The sequence below is a fragment of the Massilia sp. LXY-5 genome, assembly GCF_059801075.1.
In genome coordinates this window covers 1,017,867-1,036,694 of sequence record NZ_JBNNEH010000002.1, presented here as the reverse complement: position 1 = coordinate 1,036,694, position 18,828 = coordinate 1,017,867, and the positions used below count along the sequence as shown (strand labels likewise).

The 18,828-nt window shown below is 67.0% G+C and carries 17 protein-coding genes; 10 read left to right on the top strand and 7 right to left on the bottom strand.

Translation table 11 applies throughout. From position 1 onward, the window contains the following. Positions 1-5 precede the first annotated feature (5 nt). From ACI48I_RS08245 to ACI48I_RS08230, 4 genes are read right to left on the bottom strand one after another with little or no spacing between them, the layout of a single operon-like run. Positions 6-824: an MlaE family ABC transporter permease gene (locus ACI48I_RS08245; protein WP_193685418.1), complete on the bottom strand. Its 819-nt coding sequence runs from the start codon at positions 822-824 to the stop codon at positions 6-8. 58 nt (positions 825-882) lie between these two features. Next, positions 883-3,120 (bottom strand): RelA/SpoT family protein, encoded by a 2,238-nt coding sequence (locus ACI48I_RS08240; protein ID WP_498573867.1) that lies wholly within the window; start codon positions 3,118-3,120, stop codon positions 883-885. Between the two features lie 17 nt (positions 3,121-3,137). Continuing rightward, positions 3,138-3,488, bottom strand: a complete 351-nt coding sequence (locus tag ACI48I_RS08235; RefSeq protein WP_193685416.1) for a RidA family protein — start codon at positions 3,486-3,488, stop codon at positions 3,138-3,140. A 22-nt stretch (positions 3,489-3,510) separates the two neighbouring features. Further along, positions 3,511-4,398, bottom strand: a complete 888-nt coding sequence (locus ACI48I_RS08230) for an alpha/beta fold hydrolase (protein WP_498573866.1) — start codon at positions 4,396-4,398, stop codon at positions 3,511-3,513. A 128-nt stretch (positions 4,399-4,526) separates the two neighbouring features. Between ACI48I_RS08230 and ACI48I_RS08225 the strand changes: the two genes are divergently transcribed. Then, complete coding sequence (locus ACI48I_RS08225; protein WP_498573865.1) at positions 4,527-5,321, top strand: 3-hydroxybutyrate dehydrogenase; 795 nt, start codon at positions 4,527-4,529, stop codon at positions 5,319-5,321. Positions 5,322-5,482: 161 nt separating this feature from the next. Then, positions 5,483-6,130 (top strand): CatA-like O-acetyltransferase, encoded by a 648-nt coding sequence (locus tag ACI48I_RS08220; RefSeq protein ID WP_498573864.1) that lies wholly within the window; start codon positions 5,483-5,485, stop codon positions 6,128-6,130. Between the two features lie 6 nt (positions 6,131-6,136). Here ACI48I_RS08220 and ACI48I_RS08215 read toward each other — a convergent pair whose 3' ends face one another. Further along, entirely contained in the window at positions 6,137-7,210 is a 1,074-nt protein-coding gene (locus ACI48I_RS08215) for a DUF5694 domain-containing protein (RefSeq protein ID WP_498573863.1), read from the bottom strand. A 171-nt stretch (positions 7,211-7,381) separates the two neighbouring features. On the opposite strand from ACI48I_RS08215, the gene ACI48I_RS08210 reads away from it, so the two are divergent. The 3 genes from ACI48I_RS08210 (at position 7,382) to ACI48I_RS08200 (ending at position 10,176) form a co-directional block, all read left to right on the top strand. Then, positions 7,382-7,963 carry a TetR/AcrR family transcriptional regulator gene (locus ACI48I_RS08210; RefSeq protein WP_498573862.1) on the top strand — a complete coding sequence of 194 codons (582 nt, stop codon included), beginning with the start codon at positions 7,382-7,384 and terminating at the stop codon, positions 7,961-7,963. A gap of 87 nt (positions 7,964-8,050) precedes the next feature. After that, entirely contained in the window at positions 8,051-8,755 is a 705-nt protein-coding gene (locus tag ACI48I_RS08205; protein WP_498573861.1) for an SDR family oxidoreductase, read from the top strand. A gap of 11 nt (positions 8,756-8,766) precedes the next feature. Continuing rightward, on the top strand, positions 8,767-10,176 hold the full coding sequence (locus ACI48I_RS08200; protein ID WP_498573860.1) for an MFS transporter: 1,410 nt from the start codon (positions 8,767-8,769) through the stop codon (positions 10,174-10,176). A gap of 48 nt (positions 10,177-10,224) precedes the next feature. Here ACI48I_RS08200 and ACI48I_RS08195 read toward each other — a convergent pair whose 3' ends face one another. Beyond that, positions 10,225-11,790 carry a PQQ-dependent sugar dehydrogenase gene (locus tag ACI48I_RS08195; RefSeq protein WP_498573859.1) on the bottom strand — a complete coding sequence of 522 codons (1,566 nt, stop codon included), beginning with the start codon at positions 11,788-11,790 and terminating at the stop codon, positions 10,225-10,227. Positions 11,791-11,935: 145 nt separating this feature from the next. Further along, positions 11,936-13,447: a tetratricopeptide repeat protein gene (locus ACI48I_RS08190; protein ID WP_498573858.1), complete on the bottom strand. Its 1,512-nt coding sequence runs from the start codon at positions 13,445-13,447 to the stop codon at positions 11,936-11,938. 96 nt (positions 13,448-13,543) lie between these two features. Between ACI48I_RS08190 and ACI48I_RS08185 the strand changes: the two genes are divergently transcribed. The 5 genes from ACI48I_RS08185 to ACI48I_RS08165 all read left to right on the top strand — a co-directional run bounded on the left by ACI48I_RS08185 (position 13,544) and on the right by ACI48I_RS08165 (position 18,823). Further along, positions 13,544-14,839, top strand: coding sequence for a metal-dependent hydrolase family protein (locus ACI48I_RS08185; RefSeq protein ID WP_498573857.1), 1,296 nt, complete (start codon positions 13,544-13,546; stop codon positions 14,837-14,839). A 234-nt stretch (positions 14,840-15,073) separates the two neighbouring features. Continuing rightward, positions 15,074-16,375 carry a dicarboxylate/amino acid:cation symporter gene (locus tag ACI48I_RS08180; protein WP_193685406.1) on the top strand — a complete coding sequence of 434 codons (1,302 nt, stop codon included), beginning with the start codon at positions 15,074-15,076 and terminating at the stop codon, positions 16,373-16,375. Positions 16,376-16,623: 248 nt separating this feature from the next. Further along, complete coding sequence (locus tag ACI48I_RS08175; RefSeq protein WP_498573856.1) at positions 16,624-17,073, top strand: YciI family protein; 450 nt, start codon at positions 16,624-16,626, stop codon at positions 17,071-17,073. Positions 17,074-17,174: 101 nt separating this feature from the next. After that, complete coding sequence (locus ACI48I_RS08170) at positions 17,175-17,558, top strand: BlaI/MecI/CopY family transcriptional regulator (RefSeq protein WP_498573855.1); 384 nt, start codon at positions 17,175-17,177, stop codon at positions 17,556-17,558. Then, a complete protein-coding gene (locus ACI48I_RS08165) occupies positions 17,555-18,823 on the top strand; it encodes a M56 family metallopeptidase (protein WP_498573854.1) in 1,269 nt (422 codons plus the stop codon). Before ACI48I_RS08170 ends, ACI48I_RS08165 begins: the two co-directional genes overlap by 4 nt. The last annotated feature ends 5 nt before the right edge of the window (positions 18,824-18,828 follow it).

The following is an 18,828-nucleotide window of genomic DNA, read 5'->3' as shown; positions in this document are numbered from 1 at the left end:
CAAGGTCAAATGTATTTGAGGGCCAGCGAAGCGCCTTCGATCAGCAGCAGCACGAACAGCAGGCGCAGCGCGCCGGGCTGCACGCTGGACGACAAGCGGCGCGGATAACGCTGCAGTTCGAGGATGGCGGCGGTCGGGATCACGGCCACGGCCAGCCCGAACAGCACGGTTTTCAGGACGAAGCCGATCGTGACGACCGGGTCGAACACCCGGCCCACCGTGCGCGTGTAATCCGGCATGCCCCAGGGCGACAGGCCGTAGACGTTCAGGTAGGCCAGCACCAGCACGATGGTCGAGCTGACCATGGCGAGGCTGAGCACCGAGAACGCGTTGGCGAACACCTGCGGCACCAGGTCGCGCCGCAGGCGGCGCAGCGCTTCGGCGTTCACCTCTGCGGTCGGCAGTCCGGCGCGCGCCAGGCCCAGGCTCGAAGCGTCGAAGGCCATGCCGGAGCGGAGTGCGGCGAACAGCGCGGCCGACAGCGGAATCAGTTCCAGCACCAGCACCCGCACCACCATTTCCAGCGCATAGCGCGACAGCCCGTAGCTCATGGCCGTGACGAGCACGATGCGGATGATGACGAGGCTGATCAGGGCCGAGAGCACCGTGAACCAGGGCAGCACCTGCCAGCTGCTGGCGTGGATGTAGCGCGCGGTCGCGAGGCGGTTGGCGCGGCGGTTTTCGCTACGATAGGTCGAGGGCGAGAATGCGGTGACGATGGCGATCGCGCCGAGGTGGAACATGTACCACCAGCTGCGCAGGTAGCGCAGGAAGGCGAGGCCCCAGAGGCTGGGGCGGGTGGCGAGGTGGAGGGAGCGGCGCATGGACATATGATACGGTTTTAATAAGCTTGTATGGACATCCGTATCACATGGGTTCCCATCATTGACGCCGCGCCTCCTGCACGCCCGCCACCTCGGTAATCGCCGCCAGGGCTTCTTGCAACTGCGCCGTCGACCCGATCTCCGCCGTGAACACCATGCGCGCCTGACCCTTGGTCGACTGCGTATTCACGCCCGTCACATTGATCTTCTCGCGCAGGAATGCGTCCGACACGTCGCGCAGCAGTCCCTGGCGGTCGACTGCGAGGATGAAGATGTCGACCGGATAAACGGTCTCGATCACGCCCTTGCCCCAGTCGGTCTGGATCACGCGTTCCGGCGCCTTGCTGCGCATCTCGGCGAAGTTCTTGCACGAGAGCCGGTGGATCGAGACGCCCTTCCCGCGCGTGACGAAACCGACGATCGGGTCCGGCGGCGCCGGCTTGCAGCACTTGGCGAGCATCGTCATCAGGCCCTCGGTGCCGACCACCAGCACGCCCGATTTGGCGCCCTGCTCGACGCTCGACGCCCGGCTCTTGTTGACGACGGCCGCGTCGTCCGGCGGCGGCGCTTCCACGGTTTCGTGCAGGGCCGCTTCCACGTGGCGCAGGCTGAATTTTTCCTTGCCGACCGCGACGAACAAATCGTCGACCTTGGCAAAGCCGAGTTTATGCGCCAGCGCTTCCAGGTTGACCGCGGTCTTGCCCTCGCGCTGCAGGGATTTCTCGACCAGGGTGCGCCCCTGGGCCAGGGTCTCGGCCAGTTCCAGCGCGTGGAACCATGCGCGGATCTTCGAGCGCGTGCGGCTGCTGACCGTATAGCCGGGGCTGAGCCAGTCGCGCGACGGGCCCTGGCTGCCGGCCGGACCTTTCGCGGTGATGATCTCGCAGGTCTGGCCGTTCTTCAGCGGGGTATTCAGCGGCACCATCACGCCGTCGATCTTGGCGCCGCGGCAGCGGTGGCCGACTTCGCTGTGCAGGTGGTAGGCGAAGTCGATCGGCGTCGCGCCTACGGGCAGTTCCAGCACGCGCGCCTGCGGGGTCAGCACGAAGATGCGGTCGTCCAGGGTCGTCGCCTTCAGCTTTTCGACCCACTCCTTCTGGTCTTCCTCGGCGGCCACGACATCCGTGACATCGCTCTTCCACGCCAGCAGCTGGCGCAGCCAGGCGATCTTCTCGTCGTATTTCTGGCTCTTGAAATTCGAGCCGCCTTCTTCCTTGTAGCGCCAGTGCGCAGCGACGCCGTATTCGGCGAAGTTGTGCATCTCCTGGGTGCGCACCTGCACCTCCAGCGGCCGCCCGTCTTCGGCGGTGACGACCGTGTGCAGCGAACGGTAGCCGTTCGGCTTCGGGCGCGCGATGTAGTCGTCGAATTCGGCCGGGATCGGGGTCCAGATGTTGTGCACCAGGCCGAGAACCGTGTAGCAGGTCTTTTCGTCGGCGACGATCACGCGGAAGGCGCGCACGTCGTAGAGCGAGGAGAAATCCAGGTCCTTGCCGCGCATCTTGTTGTAGATGCTGTAGATGTGCTTCGGCCGTCCGCTGACCTCGGCCTTGATGCCGGCCGCCTGCAGCTCGCGCTGCAGGCGTTCGATGGAGGACGCGACGAACCCTTCGCGCGCCATCCGCTTTTCTTCGAGCATCTTGGCGATGCGTTTATACGTTTCCGGCTCGAGGAAGCGGAAGGCCAGGTCTTCCAGCTCCCATTTCAGCTGCCAGATGCCGAGGCGGTTCGCCAGCGGCGCATACAGGTCCATCACTTCGCGCCCGTAGTCGCGCGTGAGGTCGTCGAAGCGCTTCTGGTCCGCGAACCAGCGCAGCGTGGTGACGCAGGACGCGAGGCGGATCAGGACCACGCGCATGTCGGTCGCCATCGCAAGCAGCATCTTGCGCAGGGTTTCGACCTGCGCCACGGCCTGCTGGGCCGCGTTCTTGCCGCGCCCGATGGCCTGCTGGCCGACGGTGAGGTCGCGCAGGCGGATCAGCTGCTGCACACCGCGCACCAGGCTCGCCACCTCGGCGCCGAACAGCCGCTCGAGCGTTTCCAGCAGCTGCGGCTCGAACATCGCCAGCTCGAACAGCAGGCCGGCGATGCGCGTCTCGACATCGCTGCGCAGGTAGGCCAGGGTGCCGGCCACGCCCAGCGAGAACTCGAAGGCGTTCTGCCCCGAGGTGCAGGCCCGCTCGCCATAGGCGACGGCCGCATAGTCGAGCGCATGCTGCACGCGCACGCATTCCTCGGGACTCAGTCCCGAGACCAGCTGGGTAGTGGCGTCGCCGAGTGCGGCGGTGGATACCATCGATGCGCCCTGTCTGCTTAGCGCAGTGCGGCGGTGACGACGATCTCCACCAGGCAGGCCGGATTGGCAAGCTTTGCTTCGACGGTCGCACGCGGCGGCGTGTGGCCCGATGCGACCCATTCGTCATAGACCGCGTTCATGCCGGCGAAGTTGGCCATATCGGCGATATAAATCTGCGTCATCAGGATGCAGGTCTTGTCGCTGCCCGCTTCGTTGAGCAGGCGGTCGACGTGGCCCAGCACTTCGCGCGTCTGGCCCTCGATGTCCTGCGTGGTGTCCTCGGCGATCTGGCCGGCCAGGTAGACGGTGCCGTTGTGGATGGCGATCTCGGAGAGTCGTTTGCCTACGTGAAGTCGTTTGATTTCCATGGTTTCTTTCGTGTTCAGGGTCTCAGTGACCCATTAAAAAATCTCGTGCGATCGCGATCTGGTCCGCATGGACAAAGGTCGGCGCATGGCCGACGCCTGCGATCTCGACCAGTTGCGGACGCGGTCCGCGCGTCGTCATTTTCTGCGCCGTCGCGTGCGACAGCAGGTCGGACAATTCGCCGCGCACCAGCAGCGTGGGGCAGGCAATCGCATCCCAGGCGCGCCACAGCGCGGCTTCGTCCTGCTTCGCCCGTTCGACGCCCATCGCCTTGAAGGGCTGGGCCAGCGCCAGGTCGTAATGGCGCACCCATTCCCCGTTCGGCTCCTGGCGCAGCACGTCGCCGGCCAGCTTGTCCCACTCGGCATCCGAGTGCGGCCCGAACGAGGCGGATACCTCGCGCACGAAGCGCGCGCCGCTCGCATAGTCCGGGAAGCGCAGGTCCTGGCCGATATAGTCGGCGATCCGGTTCAGCGCCGTGCCGTCGAGCGCCGGGCCGATATCGTTCAGGACCATGCGCGTGATCGGCGATCCCGGGAGCGACGCCAGCACCATGCCGATCAGGCCACCCATCGAGGTGCCGAACCAGGCCACCTTGTCGTCGCCGTTCGCGGTAACGCGTGCGACCAGCGTGACCATGTCGGCCACGTATTGCGGAAGCGCGTACAGGTTCGGGTCGCGCAGGCGGTCCGAGCGCCCGCGCCCTGCGACGTCCGGGCAGACCACGCGGTATTCGCCGCACAGCGCGCGCGCCAGGGCATCGAAGTCGTCGGCCACGCGCGTCACGCCGTGCACGCAGACGAGCACGCGGTCGTTGGCCGGGTCGCCCCATTCCTTGTAGGCGATCCGGTGCAGGCCGGCGGGCGAGCTGCACTGCACGCTTTTCAATCTCGCTTCCGCTTGCGCTTCCATATCCTGCTGCTCCCGATGACAATATTGGTATACCGTTAAGCCCAGCCTCACATTTTAACCGCCCAAGCGATTAGAATTCTACCAATTCCGCGGAACTCGCTCCGATCACCCACCCTTCAGAGGAAACAATGAAATCGAATATGCTAAGCGGCAAAACGGCACTGGTCACCGGCTCGACCTCCGGCATCGGCCTCGGTATCGCCCGTGCGCTGGCCGAACAGGGCGCCAACCTGGTCTTCAACGGCTTCGGCGACGCGCAGCAGATCGAGAAGCTGTACACCGACATCGGCCAGGAATTCGGCGTGCAGACCGCCTACCATAACGCCGACATGTCGAAATCCGAGCAAATCGAGGCGATGATGGCCTTCGCGCACGAGAAATTCGGCGGCGTCGACATCCTCGTCAACAATGCCGGCATCCAGCACGTGGCCGCCGTCGAGGATTTCCCGACCGAGAAATGGGACGCGATCATCGCGATCAACCTGACCTCCGCTTTCCACACCACGCGCCTGGCCCTGCCCGGCATGAAGCAGAAAAACTGGGGCCGCATCATCAACCTGGCGTCGGTGCACGGCCTGGTGGGCTCGGCGCAGAAATCGGCCTACGTCGCGGCCAAGCATGGCCTGGTCGGTTTCACCAAGGTCACCGCCCTGGAGACGGCGCAGACAGGCGTCACCTGCAACGCGATCTGCCCGGGCTGGGTCCTGACCCCGCTCGTGCAAAAACAGGTCGACGACCGCGCCGCGCGCGAGAACGTGTCGAACGACGAGGCCAAGCGCGCGCTGCTGGCCGAGAAGCAGCCATCGGGCGAATTCGTGACGCCGGACGAACTCGGTGCGCTGGCGGTGTTCTTCTGCTCGCCGGCAGCCAGCCAGGTGCGCGGCGTCGCGTGGAACATGGACGGCGGCTGGGCCGCGCAGTAAGCATGACCGATCCGGCCACGCTGCCGGATCATTTCTATACGTAGGGTGGGCTCCGCCCACGCGGATCATGGCCAGCACACAGGCGAAGTGAAGCGCAAGCCGCGAAGTTGCATGCCGTGATATCGCGTGGGCGGAGCCCACCCTGCAACACCCCTTGACGCATGCAAAACTTTGAAAAGCGGCGCGACCGCTTCGACCTCTTCGACCGCATGGACAGCCCTGCGGTCAACCTCTGCTTCACGCTCGACCTGCCCGACTACCGCCCCTGGTGCAGGCAGCATGGCCTGCCGCCCTTCCACGTCCTGCTGTGCGCAGTGCTGCGCTCGATCCTGAAAATCGCGAACTTCCGCTACCGCGTCTTCGACGGCGAGGTGATCGAGATCGACCGCCTGATGCCCTCCTTCACGGTCGTGAATCGGCACAATGACCTGAATTTCGCCCTGTTCGACTGGACCGACGACCTGCGTGAATTCGTCCGCCGCGGCGTGGCGGCGCGCGAGCAGGCCTGCGCGATGACGGAACTGAACAACGCGTACGCGGCCCTGTCGCCACGCCAGTGCAAGGACCAGGTCTTCATCACCTGCATCCCCTGGCTCGATTTCACCTCCATCCAGCATCCGACGGCGACCCTCGGTGCGCCCGACATTCCCTCGCTGGCCTGGGGCCGCTTCAAGGATGGAGCGGACGGGCGCCTGCTGCTGCCGTTTTCGGTGCAGGCCCATCACGGTTTCGTCGACGGTTTTCACATCCACCTGCTGGCGCAGCAGGTCGCGGCCGAGCTGGCGGGCTTCATGGCCGGGCAGCCGTAAGCGAGCTCATTTCAGGACTTTTTCCACGTCCACGATGTCCACGCCCTGCAGCTGCCCCAGCCAGCTGTCGAACCACGGCTTGTGCGAGGCGCCGACAACGGACAGCACGCGCGCGCCCGGCCGTTCGCGGAAGGTTTCGCGGATGTTGGCCACCATGCGCAGGTTGCGCACTTCCCAGCCGCCGACCCAGATCTGCGGATAGCCCTCTTTCGATACCGCGCGCATCGATGGGACGACGTTGGCCTCGGCCAGCGCGCGCAGGTGGTCCGGAGCGTTGATGGAGCGGTACAGCGGCAGCAGGTCGGGCGCACGCTTGAGCGGCTCCTCGATCGCTTCGATTTTCTTGAAGGCGCCGCCGGTGGCCCAGGCGGCCTCGATCGAACGCACGAAGGCTGTGCTATCGGCGACGTCGATGAGGTCGCCCGTATGGTTGTCGACTGCATGCACGCGCGCCAGGCCGAGCCGCGCGGCCAGGCGTGCGGCGATCTGGTAGCTCTCGTTGTTGCGCTTGCCGAGCTTGACGAGCTGCTCGACGAGCGCGGCGTCCAGGCCGTCCCCCGGACGGCGCTCGCTCGCGGGCAACTGCAGCCACTGGACATAGGCCGAGGCGTTGTCGTAGGACGCGAGGAACAATGCGGCGAGGCGGCGGCGCTGGGCTGGCGTCGGCTGCGCCGGCCAGGCCTTGAGCAGCTTGTTCGCCTCCGCCATCGCCGCCGGCGCCTCGAGCCCCGTCGCGACGCGGGCCGCGTCGACCGGTGGACAGTAATCGGTCCCGTATTTCACCGGATGGCGCGCGGCGAGGTCGCACTCTTCGCCGTTTTCGGTCTCGATGGTGATGATCTCGGGCTTGAAAGCTGCCAGCCGGTCGAGCACACCATCGAGCGCGGCGGGATCGAAGCTGGGCGGCATGGCGCGCAGGTGCACGGTGCCGAGCACGAGTACCTGCGCGCGTGGCCCGGCCATGTCGCGGTCGAGCACCGTCAAGTCGATTTGCGCCCGCGCGGCCAAGGGCCAGGCGAGGGCCAGCAGCGGCGCCAGCAAGGCAAGCGCCACGCTGCGCTGCACACGGATCGTTCTCATCCGATCACTCCAGAATAGTTTTCGAAGGGAACAATGTATCAAGGGCAAGCTTGGGCCTCAACGGCGCATCGACAGGACGTCCGTTCCGTGGTCCAGGCTGTCAAATATATCGCTTGACGCGCGAATATGACAGTCATAATATGAAGACCATCATATTTGCAGACCGATGCCATGACTGCCGACACCAAACAAAGCCGCCGCGAACAATCGCACGGCCGCATCCTCGACGCCGCCGCGCGCGCCCTGCGCCGCCAGGGCTATGCCGGCGTGGGCGTGGCCGAGGTGATGAAGGAAGCGGGCCTGACCCACGGCGGCTTCTATGCCCACTTCAAGTCGCGCGACGCCCTGCTGTCGGCGGCGCTCGAGCATGCGGCCGGCGACAGTACGCAGAGCCTGTCGCGGCGCATCGCTGCCCTGCAGGAAGCGGGCGCCAGTCCGGTGCGGGCGCTGGTCGAGGCCTATCTCTCCGACCTGCACGTCACCAGCAGCGAGCGCGGCTGCGTGGTCGCCGCACTCGGCTCGGAAATGCCGCGCCAGAGCGAAGAGCTGCTGGCGGTGTCGCGCCGCCGCGTGGCGGCCCTGGTCGAGCGCGCACGCGCGGCGCTGCCGCCAACCGATCCGCCCGAGCGCGCCTTCCTGCTTGCCGCCAGCCTGGTGGGCGCCGTACAGATGGCGCGCGCCCTCGGCGACGAAGGCCGCGCGCTGCTCCCCGCCACCCGCGCCGCACTCATCGCCCAGTACGACGCCGACTGAACACGGGCCGCGGCATCCCCGCGGCCTTTTTTGATGCACAAATATGACGACCATCATATTCCAACACCCAGCCTGAAAGGAACGACCATGAAACTCAAGGACGCCACCGTCTTCATCACCGGCGCCAACCGCGGCCTCGGCCTGGCTTTCGCCCGCCACGCGCTCGCCGCCGGCGCACGCAAGGTCTATGGCGCCGCGCGCGACCCGGCCTCGATCACGCTGCCCGGCCTGGTGCCGGTCGCGCTCGACGTGAGCAATCCCTCGCAGGTGGCGGCCGCCGCGGCCGATTGCGGCGACGTCACCCTGGTCGTCAACAATGCCGGCATCGCCGATTTCGGCGGGCTGCTGGGCGAGGACAGCATCGCATCCACGGCGCGCATGATGGAGACCAATGTCTACGGTCTGTTGCGCGTGAGCGGCGCCTTCGCGCCCGTACTGAAAGCGAACGGCGGCGGGGCCCTGCTCAACGTGCTGTCGGTGGCGAGCTGGCTGAGCGCACCGGCACTGGCCGCGTATGCGGTGTCGAAGGCGGCCGCCTGGAGCGCCACCAACGGGCTGCGCAACGAGCTGCGCGCCCAGGGTACGCAGGTGCTGGGACTGCACGTCGGTTTCATCGACACCGATCTCACGCGCGGCATCGATGCGCCGAAACTGGCGCCGGACTTCGTCGCCGCCCAGGCCTTCGAGGCGCTCGAAAGCGGCGCCAGCGAAGTGGCCGTCGGCGAGCTCACCCAGCAGATCAAGCGCGGCCTCTCGAACGAGCCGGGCATCTACATCGAGTTCGCCCGCTGACCGGAGCCGCCATGACCACGCCCACCCTCGCCCCCGCCGCCACCGACACCGTGCCGCGCGCGGCCGTGTCTCCCTGGCCGACCTTCTGGATCGCCTGCATCGCCGTCTTCCTCGTCTCGATCGACAGCACGGTGCTGTTCGCGGCCTTCGGCGCCCTGACCGCCGCCTTCCCCGCCGCCACGCCGGCCGACCTGTCCTGGGTGCTGAACGCCTACACGGTCGTGTATGCGACGATGCTGATACCCGCCGGCGGCCTGGCCGATGCCCATGGCCGCAAACGCGTATTCCTGTTCGGGGTCACGCTGTTCCTGGCCGCCTCGGCCGCTTGCGGCATGGCCGGCAGCGTGCCCCTGCTGATCGCGGCGCGCGTGGTGCAGGCGCTGGGCGCCGCGCTGCTGACGCCCGCTTCGCTCTCGATCATCCTCGACGCCTTCCCCAAGGAGAAGCGGACGGTGGCGGTCAGCCTGTGGGGCGCGGTCGGGGGCCTGGCCGCCGCCATCGGTCCGAGCCTGGGCACGACCATCGTCGAGCACCTGGGCTGGCCCTGGGCCTTCTACATCAACCTGCCGCTGGGCGCGGTCTCGCTCTGGTTCGGCGCGCTGCGCCTGCGCGAGGCGCAGGTCTCCGGCAAGAAGGCCCGCATCGACGTGGTGGGCATGCTGCTGCTGATCGTCGCCGTCGGCGCGCTGGCGATGGCGATCACCCAGCTCGACTCGCCGCGCTGGAGCCGGCTGGAACTGTCGGCGCTGGCCGCGACCAGCACGATCGCCTTCGGCGCCTTCGTCGCCTGGGCGAGGACAAGCAGTGCGCCGCTGGTCGACCTGGCCCTGTTCGCCAACCGCAGCTACAGCGCCGTCAACCTGGCCACGCTCGCCTTCGGCACCGCATTTGCAATGATGTTCTTCGCCTTCTTCTCCTACATGACGCGGATCTGGCATTTCAGCCTGCCGCTGGCGGGCCTGGCCGTCACGCCGGGACCGCTGATGGTGGTGCCGACCGCGATCGTCGCCGGCCGCATCGCGGCGAAAACCGGCCATCGTCCCATCCTGGTCATCGGTTCGCTGGTGTATGCGGCGAGCGGCCTGTGGCTGCTGCTGGTGCCCGGCATCGAGCCGGCCTATGCGACGCACTGGCTGCCGGGCCTGTTCCTGAGCGGGATCGGCGTGGGCATGGTGCTGCCTTCGCTGTCGGGAGCCGCGGTCGCGGGCCTGCCGCCGGCGCAGTATGCGGTCGGCAGCGCCGTCAACCAGGCCACGCGCCAGCTTGGCTCGGTGCTGGGGGTGGCAGTCACCGTGCTGCTGGTCGGGCACGCACAGCTGACCCGCGCGGACTTCCTTCCGCTGTACGGCATGCACGTGGCGCTGGCGCTGCTGACCGGAGCGCTGTGCCTCGCGGTCAGGACCAAACCGGTCCCCCGCTGATGCGATGAACAAGTCCGGGGCGCCGCCACGCGCCCCGGAACGATGTGCTCATCGGGTCGCGCTTGGCGGCGCGGCGGCGCGGCCGATGCGGTAGATGACGCCGTCGGTCAGCGACACCACATACAGCTTGCCGTCCGGTCCCTGTTCGATGTCGGGCGTGACCCCGAAACCCCTGCCGATGAGCAGGGTCTCACTTTCGGTGGGCTCGAATTTGCCCAGGTTGTCGGCCACCTTGTCGGCCAGGCGCGCATCGGCGCTCACGTCGACCGCCAGCCGGTCCGGGCTCAGGCGCAGCCGGTACAGGCTGCCGCCGGTGGTGGTGGTCGGCGCGTAGGGCCGGGCCGAACCGATCCACAGACTGCCGTCGTATTCGGCGCCCAGTGCGTCGCCCCGTACGAAGGCCGTCCCCGCCGGCCCGACGTCATAGCGCCAGCTGAACTGCGGATCCTCGTAGGTCGCGCCGGGCAGCATGACCATGCGCGCACGGGCGCCCTTGGCGGTGTCCGCGAGGCGGGTGGGCGGATAGCGCAGCTGCTGCAGGTCGCGCGCGAACATCGTCGTTTCGATCCCCTTGAACTCGGGATGGCGGCTGAGCGGTCCCATGGTTTGTATCCAGCCGCCGTTCATGCCCGCGACAACCCGGTTCACTTCGCTGAACGCGTCGTCCCCGTCTTCCGTCAGCCACAGGGCGCTGCCGTAGGGATCGAAGGCCATGCCGAAGCTGTTGCGATGGCCATAGGAAAAGACGGTGCGCAACCGCGCGCCGGTGTCGCCGCCGATGAGCGTGCCGATGCCGTAGAAAGGGTTGTCCGGCGGCGTGCTGCCGTCGTCGTTGAAACGCTGGACCACGCCGGACAGGTGTTCGCTGTCGGGCGCCGGGCCGCCGAAGGTATCGTCGTGGAAGGATGGCGAGCGGAACGGACCGATGACCAGGTTCTGCATATGCCCGCGCCGCCCGAGGTCGCCCGTGAAGACATACAGCTTGCCGTCGGGACCGAAGCGCATCTGTCCGCCGTTATGGTTGCCGTATTCGCCAGGGTTGACGGCGTCCTCATGGCCGCTGACGGCGACATTGTCGCTCTGCCTTGCGCGCAGGCGCACGGTTGCGAAGTTCGGATCGATGCGCAGGCTGCTGCCGTCCCAGATGAAGCGGTCGATGCGGTTGCCCAGCAGCGGCACCTCGCTCAGCACACTGGTGTCTTGCCCGGTCGAGCTCTCGGTCCAGCGGATGTAGACGAAAGGCAGGGCCGGAAAATCCGGATGCAGCGCAATACCGAGCAGGCCGCGTTCCGAGGCCGAATTGACGGCCAGATCGAGCACGGGCGTCGCCCGGATCACACCCCCGGTGGCCCGTTTCACCTGGCCGGTCGCTTTTTCCAGGATCAGGGCGTCGTCCGTGCCGATAAAGGCGATCCCGATCGGCGTGGTCAGGCCGCCGAGCCAGGTCGTGACCTGCAGGTTCGGGTCGAGCATCTCGACTGGAATCGAATCGGCGAGCGCAGCGGGCGCGGCCGTTCCCAGCATCACGGACAGGGCGAGAATCGAAGCGGCCCTTGCGGCCCCCGGTGCTGCCGGCCTCTCCCTGGATGGTTCTTCAAAGCGTGTTGTTGACATGATGATCCTCCAATCCGTCGGCGTATTAAAAGCCGCGCATCGGCATCCGATCCGCAAGACAGGCAATCAATGCCGACACGCGGGGAGGATTGGACCGCAAAACGCGTGGAGGGTTCTGGCCGAGCCGCCGGCGCCTTTGCCCTCTTCAGGCCGCGCGCATCAGCAGCAAGTGGCCGGCGACCTCGCTGCCGTTCTCGCTGCGCACGACCGCGGCTTCGGCCTCGACCAGCCTGAAGCCGTGCCCGAGCGCCAGGCGCCGCAGGTAGGCCATGGAGTGCGCGTAGCGGTTCGACGGCTGCAGCACATACTCCGGTACCGCGCCTTCTGCGCCCGCCTCGGTCGAGAAGCAGAACCAGCCGCCGGGACGCAATGCGCCGCGCACCTGGGCGAACAAGGCGTCCAGGTCGCCGAAATACACCAGCACGTCGGCGGCCACGGCCAGGTCGAAGCTGCGCGGGCGCGCCGCGAGGAAGGCGCCGATGTCGGCGCATGCCAGCTCGTCGTACAGCCCGGTCGCGCGCGCCTGTGCCAGCATGTTCCCGGACAGGTCGACGCCGGTCAGGTGCCGCGCGTTCGGGCGCAGGAAAGGCCCGCACAGGCCCGTGCCGCAGCCAAGGTCCACGGTAGCGAGACCGGCAGCCTGGACATGGCGCCTGATGGCCGCGTCGACCAGGGCCGGCGTGCGGTAGCCCAGCACCCCGGTGAGGTGGCGCTCGAAATGGCCGGCGTACCCGTCGAACAGGGCTTTGACGTAGCCGGCCGGGGCCTGCTTCGGCGCCGCGCCGACGCCGAGCGCGGCCAGCGCGAAGTCGATCCCGCCCGTGTCCTCGGCAAGCGCGCGCGCCTGTTCATAGGCGGCGATCGCTTCCTCGCGCCGGTGCAGGGCCAGCAGCGCATCGCCACGCTGCTGGTGGCTCGCCGCGTGGCCGGGCCGCAGGTGCAGCGCAGCGTCGAAACACGCCAGCGCCTCGCGCGGCCGCTCGAGCTTCAGCAGGGTCAGGCCGCGTCCCGTGTGCGCTTCGGGTGCATCCGGATCGGCGCCAATTGCATCGTCATAGGCCCGCAAGGCCGCGTCGAAGGCACGCAGCTGGAACAGGGCGTTCGCGCGCACGCAGGCCGCCTCGGGATAGGCAGGCTTCTGGCGCAGCGCCTGCTCGCAGCTCTCCAGCGCCGCCTGCGCCTCGCCCAGTTCGAGCAGCGCGATCGCGCGGTTGCACCAGGCTTCCGGGTAGGAAAGGCGCAGGCTCAGCGCGCGCTCGTAGCTGCCGACGGCCTCGGGCAGCCGCCCGAGCTTGCGCAAGGCGTTGCCGCGGTTGCTCCAGGCGAGCGCATAGCCGGGGTTCAGGCGCAGCGCCGTGTCGTATCTGGCCAGCGCCTCGCCGCTACGGCCCAGGTCCTGGAATGCGGCGCCGAGGTTGCAGTGGGCAGTAGCCTGACCCGGATCGATCGCGAGCGCCGTCTCGATCAGCCGCACTGCGTCCTGTGCCTCGCCCTGCTGGCGCTGGATGACGCCGAGCAGGTGCAGCGCATCGAACTGGCGCGGTGCGATGTCCAGCACGTGCCGGTAGCGCGCGGCCGCATCAATCAGCTTGCCGCCCTGGTGCAACGCCACGGCTTCCTTCAACAGCGCCCTGACGCGCGCGTCCTCCTGCCCCATGTGTCCCTCGATCGATGAATGTGGCCGCCAGCATACCGTACGCAAGCGCTGCCGGCTCCGTTATGATGGCGTTCTCACAACTCGAGCAATAACGCCATGCCTACCTGGACCCGCAGTTTGCACACCGTAGCGCTGACCACCCTCACCCTGCTTGCGGCCGCCGCCCACGCGGCCGATCCGCGCAGCCTGCTGCTCAGCGCGGACCGTGTCTGGACGGGAGAGGGCAAGCCCCACGCCGGCTGGGCGGTGCTGGTGGTCGACGGCCGGGTCAAGGAAGTGGGACCGGCGGATGCGATCGGTGTGCCGCCGGATGCCGAGCGCGTCTCCCTGCCCGGCAAGACCCTGATCCCGGGCCTGATCGATTTGCACTCGCACGTGCTGCTGCACCCGTATAACGAGACGACCTGGGACGACCAGGTGATCAAGGAGCAGGTCGAGTACCGCACCCTGTTGGCCGGCAAGCACGCTGCCGACACCCTGCAGGCCGGCTTCACGACCCTGCGCGACCTCGGCACCGAAGGCGCGAACTATGCCGACGTCGGCATCAAGCGCGCGATCGAAGGGGGCGTGGTGCCCGGCCCGCGCCTGCTGATCGCGACGAAAGCCATCGTGGCCAGCTTCAGCTACGGCCCGGCCGAGCGCAGCTACCGGCCCGACATGGAGATTCCCTACGGCGCCCAGGAAGCGACCGGGGTCATTGAAGCCACGAAGGCGGTGCGCGAGCAGAGCGCGCACGGCGCCGACTGGATCAAGTTCTATGCCGACTACCGGACCGGCGTCGACGGCAGCAGCCGCCCCACCTTCACGCTGGAAGAGATGAAGGCGATGGTGGAAGCCAGCCACGTCACCGGGCGCAAGGTGGCGGCGCACGCCAGCACCGACGCCGCGATCCGCCTGGCCGTGCTGGCCGGGGTCGACACGATCGAGCATGGCTATGGAGCGAGCGAGGCGACCTTCCGCCTGATGAAGGAGCGCGGCACGGCCTACGTGCCGACGCTCACGGCGCCGGAAGCCATCGGCGAATACTTCCAGAAGCACGTGCGCGGCGGCCCACCGACCCCGGGCATGCAGGAGGCGGCGCGCGCCTTCCAGCTTGCGCGCAAGGTCGGCGTCGTGATCGGCAACGGCAGCGACGTCGGTGTCTTCACCCACGGCACCAATGTGCGCGAGCTGGAGTGGATGGTGCGGCTCGGGATGACGCCGACGGAGGCCCTGCGAGCGGCCACCGTGGTCGCGGCCGGGATACTCGGCAAGGGCCAGGAGCTGGGGCAGCTGGCGCCGGGCGCGCTGGCCGACGTGGTCGCGGTCGAGGGCGACCCGACGGCGGATATCGCCGCGCTGCGCAAGGTGGGCTTCGTGATGAAAGGCGGCAAGGTATATAAGCGGCCGTGATGCCGCTTATTGAATGAACGCATGAGCGGCGACGTAGGGTGGGCGCCCCGGGCCCACCGTAACGATGTACCTCGTTAGCGCCAGGCGCGGTGGCACGGGACGCCGCGCTGCCGCGTTGCGCATATCACGCAGGCGCATGACCGGCATTCACACGGGTTGGGGATATCCACAATAGCGGCTATAGTGAGATTTGGTGATCATGGCGACACCACCAACCTCTCATGAAGAGTTGTCATGAAAAAGCCCTTTTATAAAATCCTGTATGTCCAGGTGCTGACCGCCATCGTCCTTGGCGTCCTGCTCGGCGTGTTCTATCCGAAGCTCGGCACCGAGATGAAGCCCCTCGGAGACGGCTTCATCAAACTGATCAAGATGATCATCGCCCCCGTCATCTTCTGCACCGTCGTCGCCGGTATCGCCGGCATGCAGGACATGAAGAAAGTCGGCCGCGTCGGCGGCAAGGCCCTGCTCTATTTCGAAGTCGTCTCGACCTTTGCCCTGATCATCGGCCTGCTGGTCGCCAACATCGCGAAACCGGGCGCCGGCTTCAACGTCGACGTCGCCCACCTCGACACCAAGGCAATCGCCCAGTACACGGAGAAGGCCCAGCACCAGAGCACGGTCGACTTCCTGCTGAACATCATCCCGAACACCTTTGTCGATGCCTTCGCCAAGGGCGACATCCTGCAGGTGCTGCTGATCGCGATCCTGTTCGGCACCGCGCTGTCCATCCTCGGCGAACGCGGCCGTGCGACGACGAAGATCATCGAAGACTTCTCGCACGTCATTTTCGGCGTCGTGAACATCGTCATGAAGGTCGCCCCGATCGGTGCCTTCGGCGCCATGGCCTTCACCATCGGCAAATACGGCCTGGCCTCGCTGATCCCGCTGGCCAAGCTGATGGGTTCGTTCTACCTGACCTGCGGCCTGTTCGTCGTCGTCGTGCTCGGCACCATCGCCAGGCTGACCGGCTTCTCGATCTTCAAGTTCATCGGCTACATCAAGGAAGAACTGCTGATCGTGCTCGGCACCAGCTCCTCGGAAAGCGCCCTGCCGGCCCTGATGCGCAAGCTGGAAAAGCTCGGCTGCTCGAAGTCGGTCGTCGGCCTCGTGGTTCCGACCGGCTACTCGTTCAACCTGGACGGCACCAACATCTACATGACGATGGCCGCCCTGTTCGTCGCCCAGGCAACCAACACCGAACTGACCCTGATGCAGGAACTGACCATCCTCGCCGTGGCGATGCTGACCTCGAAAGGTGCCTCGGGTATCACCGGCGCCGGCTTCATCACCCTCGCCGCGACCCTGGCCGTGGTGCCGACCATCCCGGTTGCCGGCATGGCCCTGATCCTCGGCATCGACCGCTTCATGAGCGAATGCCGCGCCCTGACCAACTTCGTCGGCAACGGCGTGGCCTCGGTGGTGGTGTCGAAGTGGGAAAAGGAGCTGGACCACGAACGCATGGATGCCGTGCTGTCGGGCCACTATGTGGAAGATCACGCCAAGCACGTGCCGCCGATCCGCGAAGCTGCCTGATTCTTCGTGTCTCATCAAAAAACCGCGCTTCGGCGCGGTTTTTTGTTGCTTGCGTTCGTGCGCACGGGCTGGAACGCGTGGGCTCGGGAGGCCCACCCTAGGTTACGCAAGGGCCTGCGGCTGCCGTGTAACGTAGGGTGGGGATGCCCACGCGTTCGTGCTCCGGCATACCCGAGCGCCGACCCTTAGCGTTGCCGCCCGAATATCCGCATGCTACCCTCCGCGGCATAACAACACGGAGATACACCATGCGCCTGTCCACTTTCGCCTTCGCCACCCTGCTCGCCCTGCCCTTTGCGGCAGCGGCCCAAACCGCCCCCGCCTACGACGCCGAGCTCGCCAAATCCTTGGGCGCCGATGAGCGCGGCATGCGCCAATACGTGCTGGTCATCCTGAAAACGGGCCCGAACAAGATGGCCGACGGCGAGGCACGCAAGGCCATGTTCGCGGGCCATTTCGCCAACATGGGCAAGCTCGCCGGCGAAAAGAAACTGGTGCTGGCCGGCCCGCTCGACGGCAAGGAAGGCCGGCGCGGCATCTTCGTCTTCAACACGCCCGATATCGAAACCGCGAAAACCTGGGTCGCCACCGACCCGGTCATCATCAACGGCGAAATGGTTGCCGAGTACCACAAGTTCTATGGCTCGGCGGCGCTGATGATGGTCAATGAGGTGCACGGCAAGATCGAGAAGAAATAAAGCCACTGCAGGCAGGGCCGGCACGGCAGCGAAATAATCTAGACAATCTTTTCTAGACAAGATATTCTAGATTCATCCAGCCTGTCCCTGAAGGAAGCACCATGTCCACACCTGCCGACATTCCCAAGCCGACCGCGGCCGAACTCGACCTCCTGCAGGTGCTGTGGCCGCTCGGCGCCGCGACCGCGCGCCAGGTACACGAGGCGATGCAGAAGACGCGTCCCGAGGTGACCTACGCCACCGTGCTGCGCCTCATGCAGATCATGCACACCAAGGGGCTGTTGAGCCGCGACGAGAGCGAACGTTCGCACGTCTACACGCCGGCCCAGCCCCAGGATTCGCTGCAAACCAATTTACTGAAAGACCTGATGCAGAAGGCCTTCGCCGGTTCGGCCAAGGCGCTGGTGCTGGCGGCCCTGAAAAGCGGCATCTCCAAGAAGGAACGCGCCGAGATCGAAAAGCTGCTGAAGGACGACGAGCCATGACCGGCCAGGAGCTCGTCGGCCATATCGGCGCCACCCTGCTCGATTCCGTCTGGCAGTGTGCATTGATCGGGCTGGAGGCCGCCTGCGCGATGATCGGCCTGCGCAAGGCCCGTCCACAGACGCGCTACGCGGTCGCCTGCGTCCAGCTGCTGTTGTGCCTGCTGTGGCCTGCGGTCGAACTGGTCGCGCGCCTGAACGGCGGCCCATCCGGCGCAAGCGGCACCCCGGTACTGGGACAAATCTTCTCTGGCACCGGCGCGGCTGGCGGCGGCTGGCAAGGCTTCCTGCAGGCCCACCTTGCCTGGCTGGTCGCCGGCTGGGCAGCCTGCGCCGCTGCGCTCAGCCTGCGCCTGGCGCTCGGCCTGGTATGGATCCGGCGCTCCGCCAGGACCGAGCGCACCGACCCGCACTGGAAGGCGCGCCTGGACACGATGGCCGCGCAGTTCGGCATCACGCGCACGCTGCGCCTGCGGGTGGTCGACACGCTGTCCAGTCCCGTTACCGCCGGCTGGTGGCGTCCGGTGGTGCTGGTGCCGGCGTCGCTCATCTCCGGCATGCCGCCGCAGCTGCTGGAGGCCCTGCTGGCGCATGAACTGGCGCACGTGCGCCGCTGCGACTACCTGGTCAACCTGGCGCAGAGCCTGATCGAAACCATCCTGTTCTACCACCCCGTGGTCTGGTGGCTCTCGCACCGCATCCGTGTCGAGCGCGAGCAGATTGCGGACGATATCGCGGCAAGACAACTGGGCGAACCGCGGCGCCTGGCCCTTGCGCTTTCCGAACTGGAACGTCTCCAGTTCTCAACCCAGCACCTGGCCCAGGCGGCCAACGGAGGAGATCTCATGACCCGCATCAAACGATTGGTTCGTCCCGAAACGCAAGCACTGACCTGGAAAGCCGCGCTTCCGGTCCTGGCCATGGCGACGGCCTGCATCGCCGGCTGCGCCGGGACGGCAACGGCCCACGACGCCACCGGCGACGCCTCGCTCAGCAGGAAGCCGATTGCCCAGTTCAATTCCTGCGCCAAACCGGAATATACGGCGGAGGCGCTGGCCCGGCGCGCACAAGGAACGACCTCGCTGCGCTTCCTGATCGATACCGACGGAAGCGTGGCCGAAGCGCAAGTTGCGCAGTCGAGCGGCGACGCCTCGCTCGACGAGGCGGCACGCGCCGCGATCGCCAAGTGCCGCTTCACGCCGGCGCTTGCCGGCGGCAAGCCGGCGCGTGCCTGGGTGCCGGTCCAGTACGTCTGGTCGCTCGGGTAAAAACG

Bases quoted from the DNA above. Each gene is read 5' to 3' on its own strand.
- ACI48I_RS08245 (WP_193685418.1), bottom strand. From the start codon at position 824: ATGCGCCGCTCCCTCCACCTCGCCACCCGCCCCAGCCTCTGGGGCCTC.
- ACI48I_RS08240 (WP_498573867.1), bottom strand. From the start codon at position 3,120: ATGGTATCCACCGCCGCACTCGGCGACGCCACTACCCAGCTGGTCTCG.
- ACI48I_RS08235 (WP_193685416.1), bottom strand. From the start codon at position 3,488: ATGGAAATCAAACGACTTCACGTAGGCAAACGACTCTCCGAGATCGCC.
- ACI48I_RS08230 (WP_498573866.1), bottom strand. From the start codon at position 4,398: ATGGAAGCGCAAGCGGAAGCGAGATTGAAAAGCGTGCAGTGCAGCTCG.
- ACI48I_RS08225 (WP_498573865.1), top strand. From the start codon at position 4,527: ATGAAATCGAATATGCTAAGCGGCAAAACGGCACTGGTCACCGGCTCG.
- ACI48I_RS08220 (WP_498573864.1), top strand. From the start codon at position 5,483: ATGCAAAACTTTGAAAAGCGGCGCGACCGCTTCGACCTCTTCGACCGC.
- ACI48I_RS08215 (WP_498573863.1), bottom strand. From the start codon at position 7,210: ATGAGAACGATCCGTGTGCAGCGCAGCGTGGCGCTTGCCTTGCTGGCG.
- ACI48I_RS08210 (WP_498573862.1), top strand. From the start codon at position 7,382: ATGACTGCCGACACCAAACAAAGCCGCCGCGAACAATCGCACGGCCGC.
- ACI48I_RS08205 (WP_498573861.1), top strand. From the start codon at position 8,051: ATGAAACTCAAGGACGCCACCGTCTTCATCACCGGCGCCAACCGCGGC.
- ACI48I_RS08200 (WP_498573860.1), top strand. From the start codon at position 8,767: ATGACCACGCCCACCCTCGCCCCCGCCGCCACCGACACCGTGCCGCGC.
- ACI48I_RS08195 (WP_498573859.1), bottom strand. From the start codon at position 11,790: ATGTCAACAACACGCTTTGAAGAACCATCCAGGGAGAGGCCGGCAGCA.
- ACI48I_RS08190 (WP_498573858.1), bottom strand. From the start codon at position 13,447: ATGGGGCAGGAGGACGCGCGCGTCAGGGCGCTGTTGAAGGAAGCCGTG.
- ACI48I_RS08185 (WP_498573857.1), top strand. From the start codon at position 13,544: ATGCCTACCTGGACCCGCAGTTTGCACACCGTAGCGCTGACCACCCTC.
- ACI48I_RS08180 (WP_193685406.1), top strand. From the start codon at position 15,074: ATGAAAAAGCCCTTTTATAAAATCCTGTATGTCCAGGTGCTGACCGCC.
- ACI48I_RS08175 (WP_498573856.1), top strand. From the start codon at position 16,624: ATGCGCCTGTCCACTTTCGCCTTCGCCACCCTGCTCGCCCTGCCCTTT.
- ACI48I_RS08170 (WP_498573855.1), top strand. From the start codon at position 17,175: ATGTCCACACCTGCCGACATTCCCAAGCCGACCGCGGCCGAACTCGAC.
- ACI48I_RS08165 (WP_498573854.1), top strand. From the start codon at position 17,555: ATGACCGGCCAGGAGCTCGTCGGCCATATCGGCGCCACCCTGCTCGAT.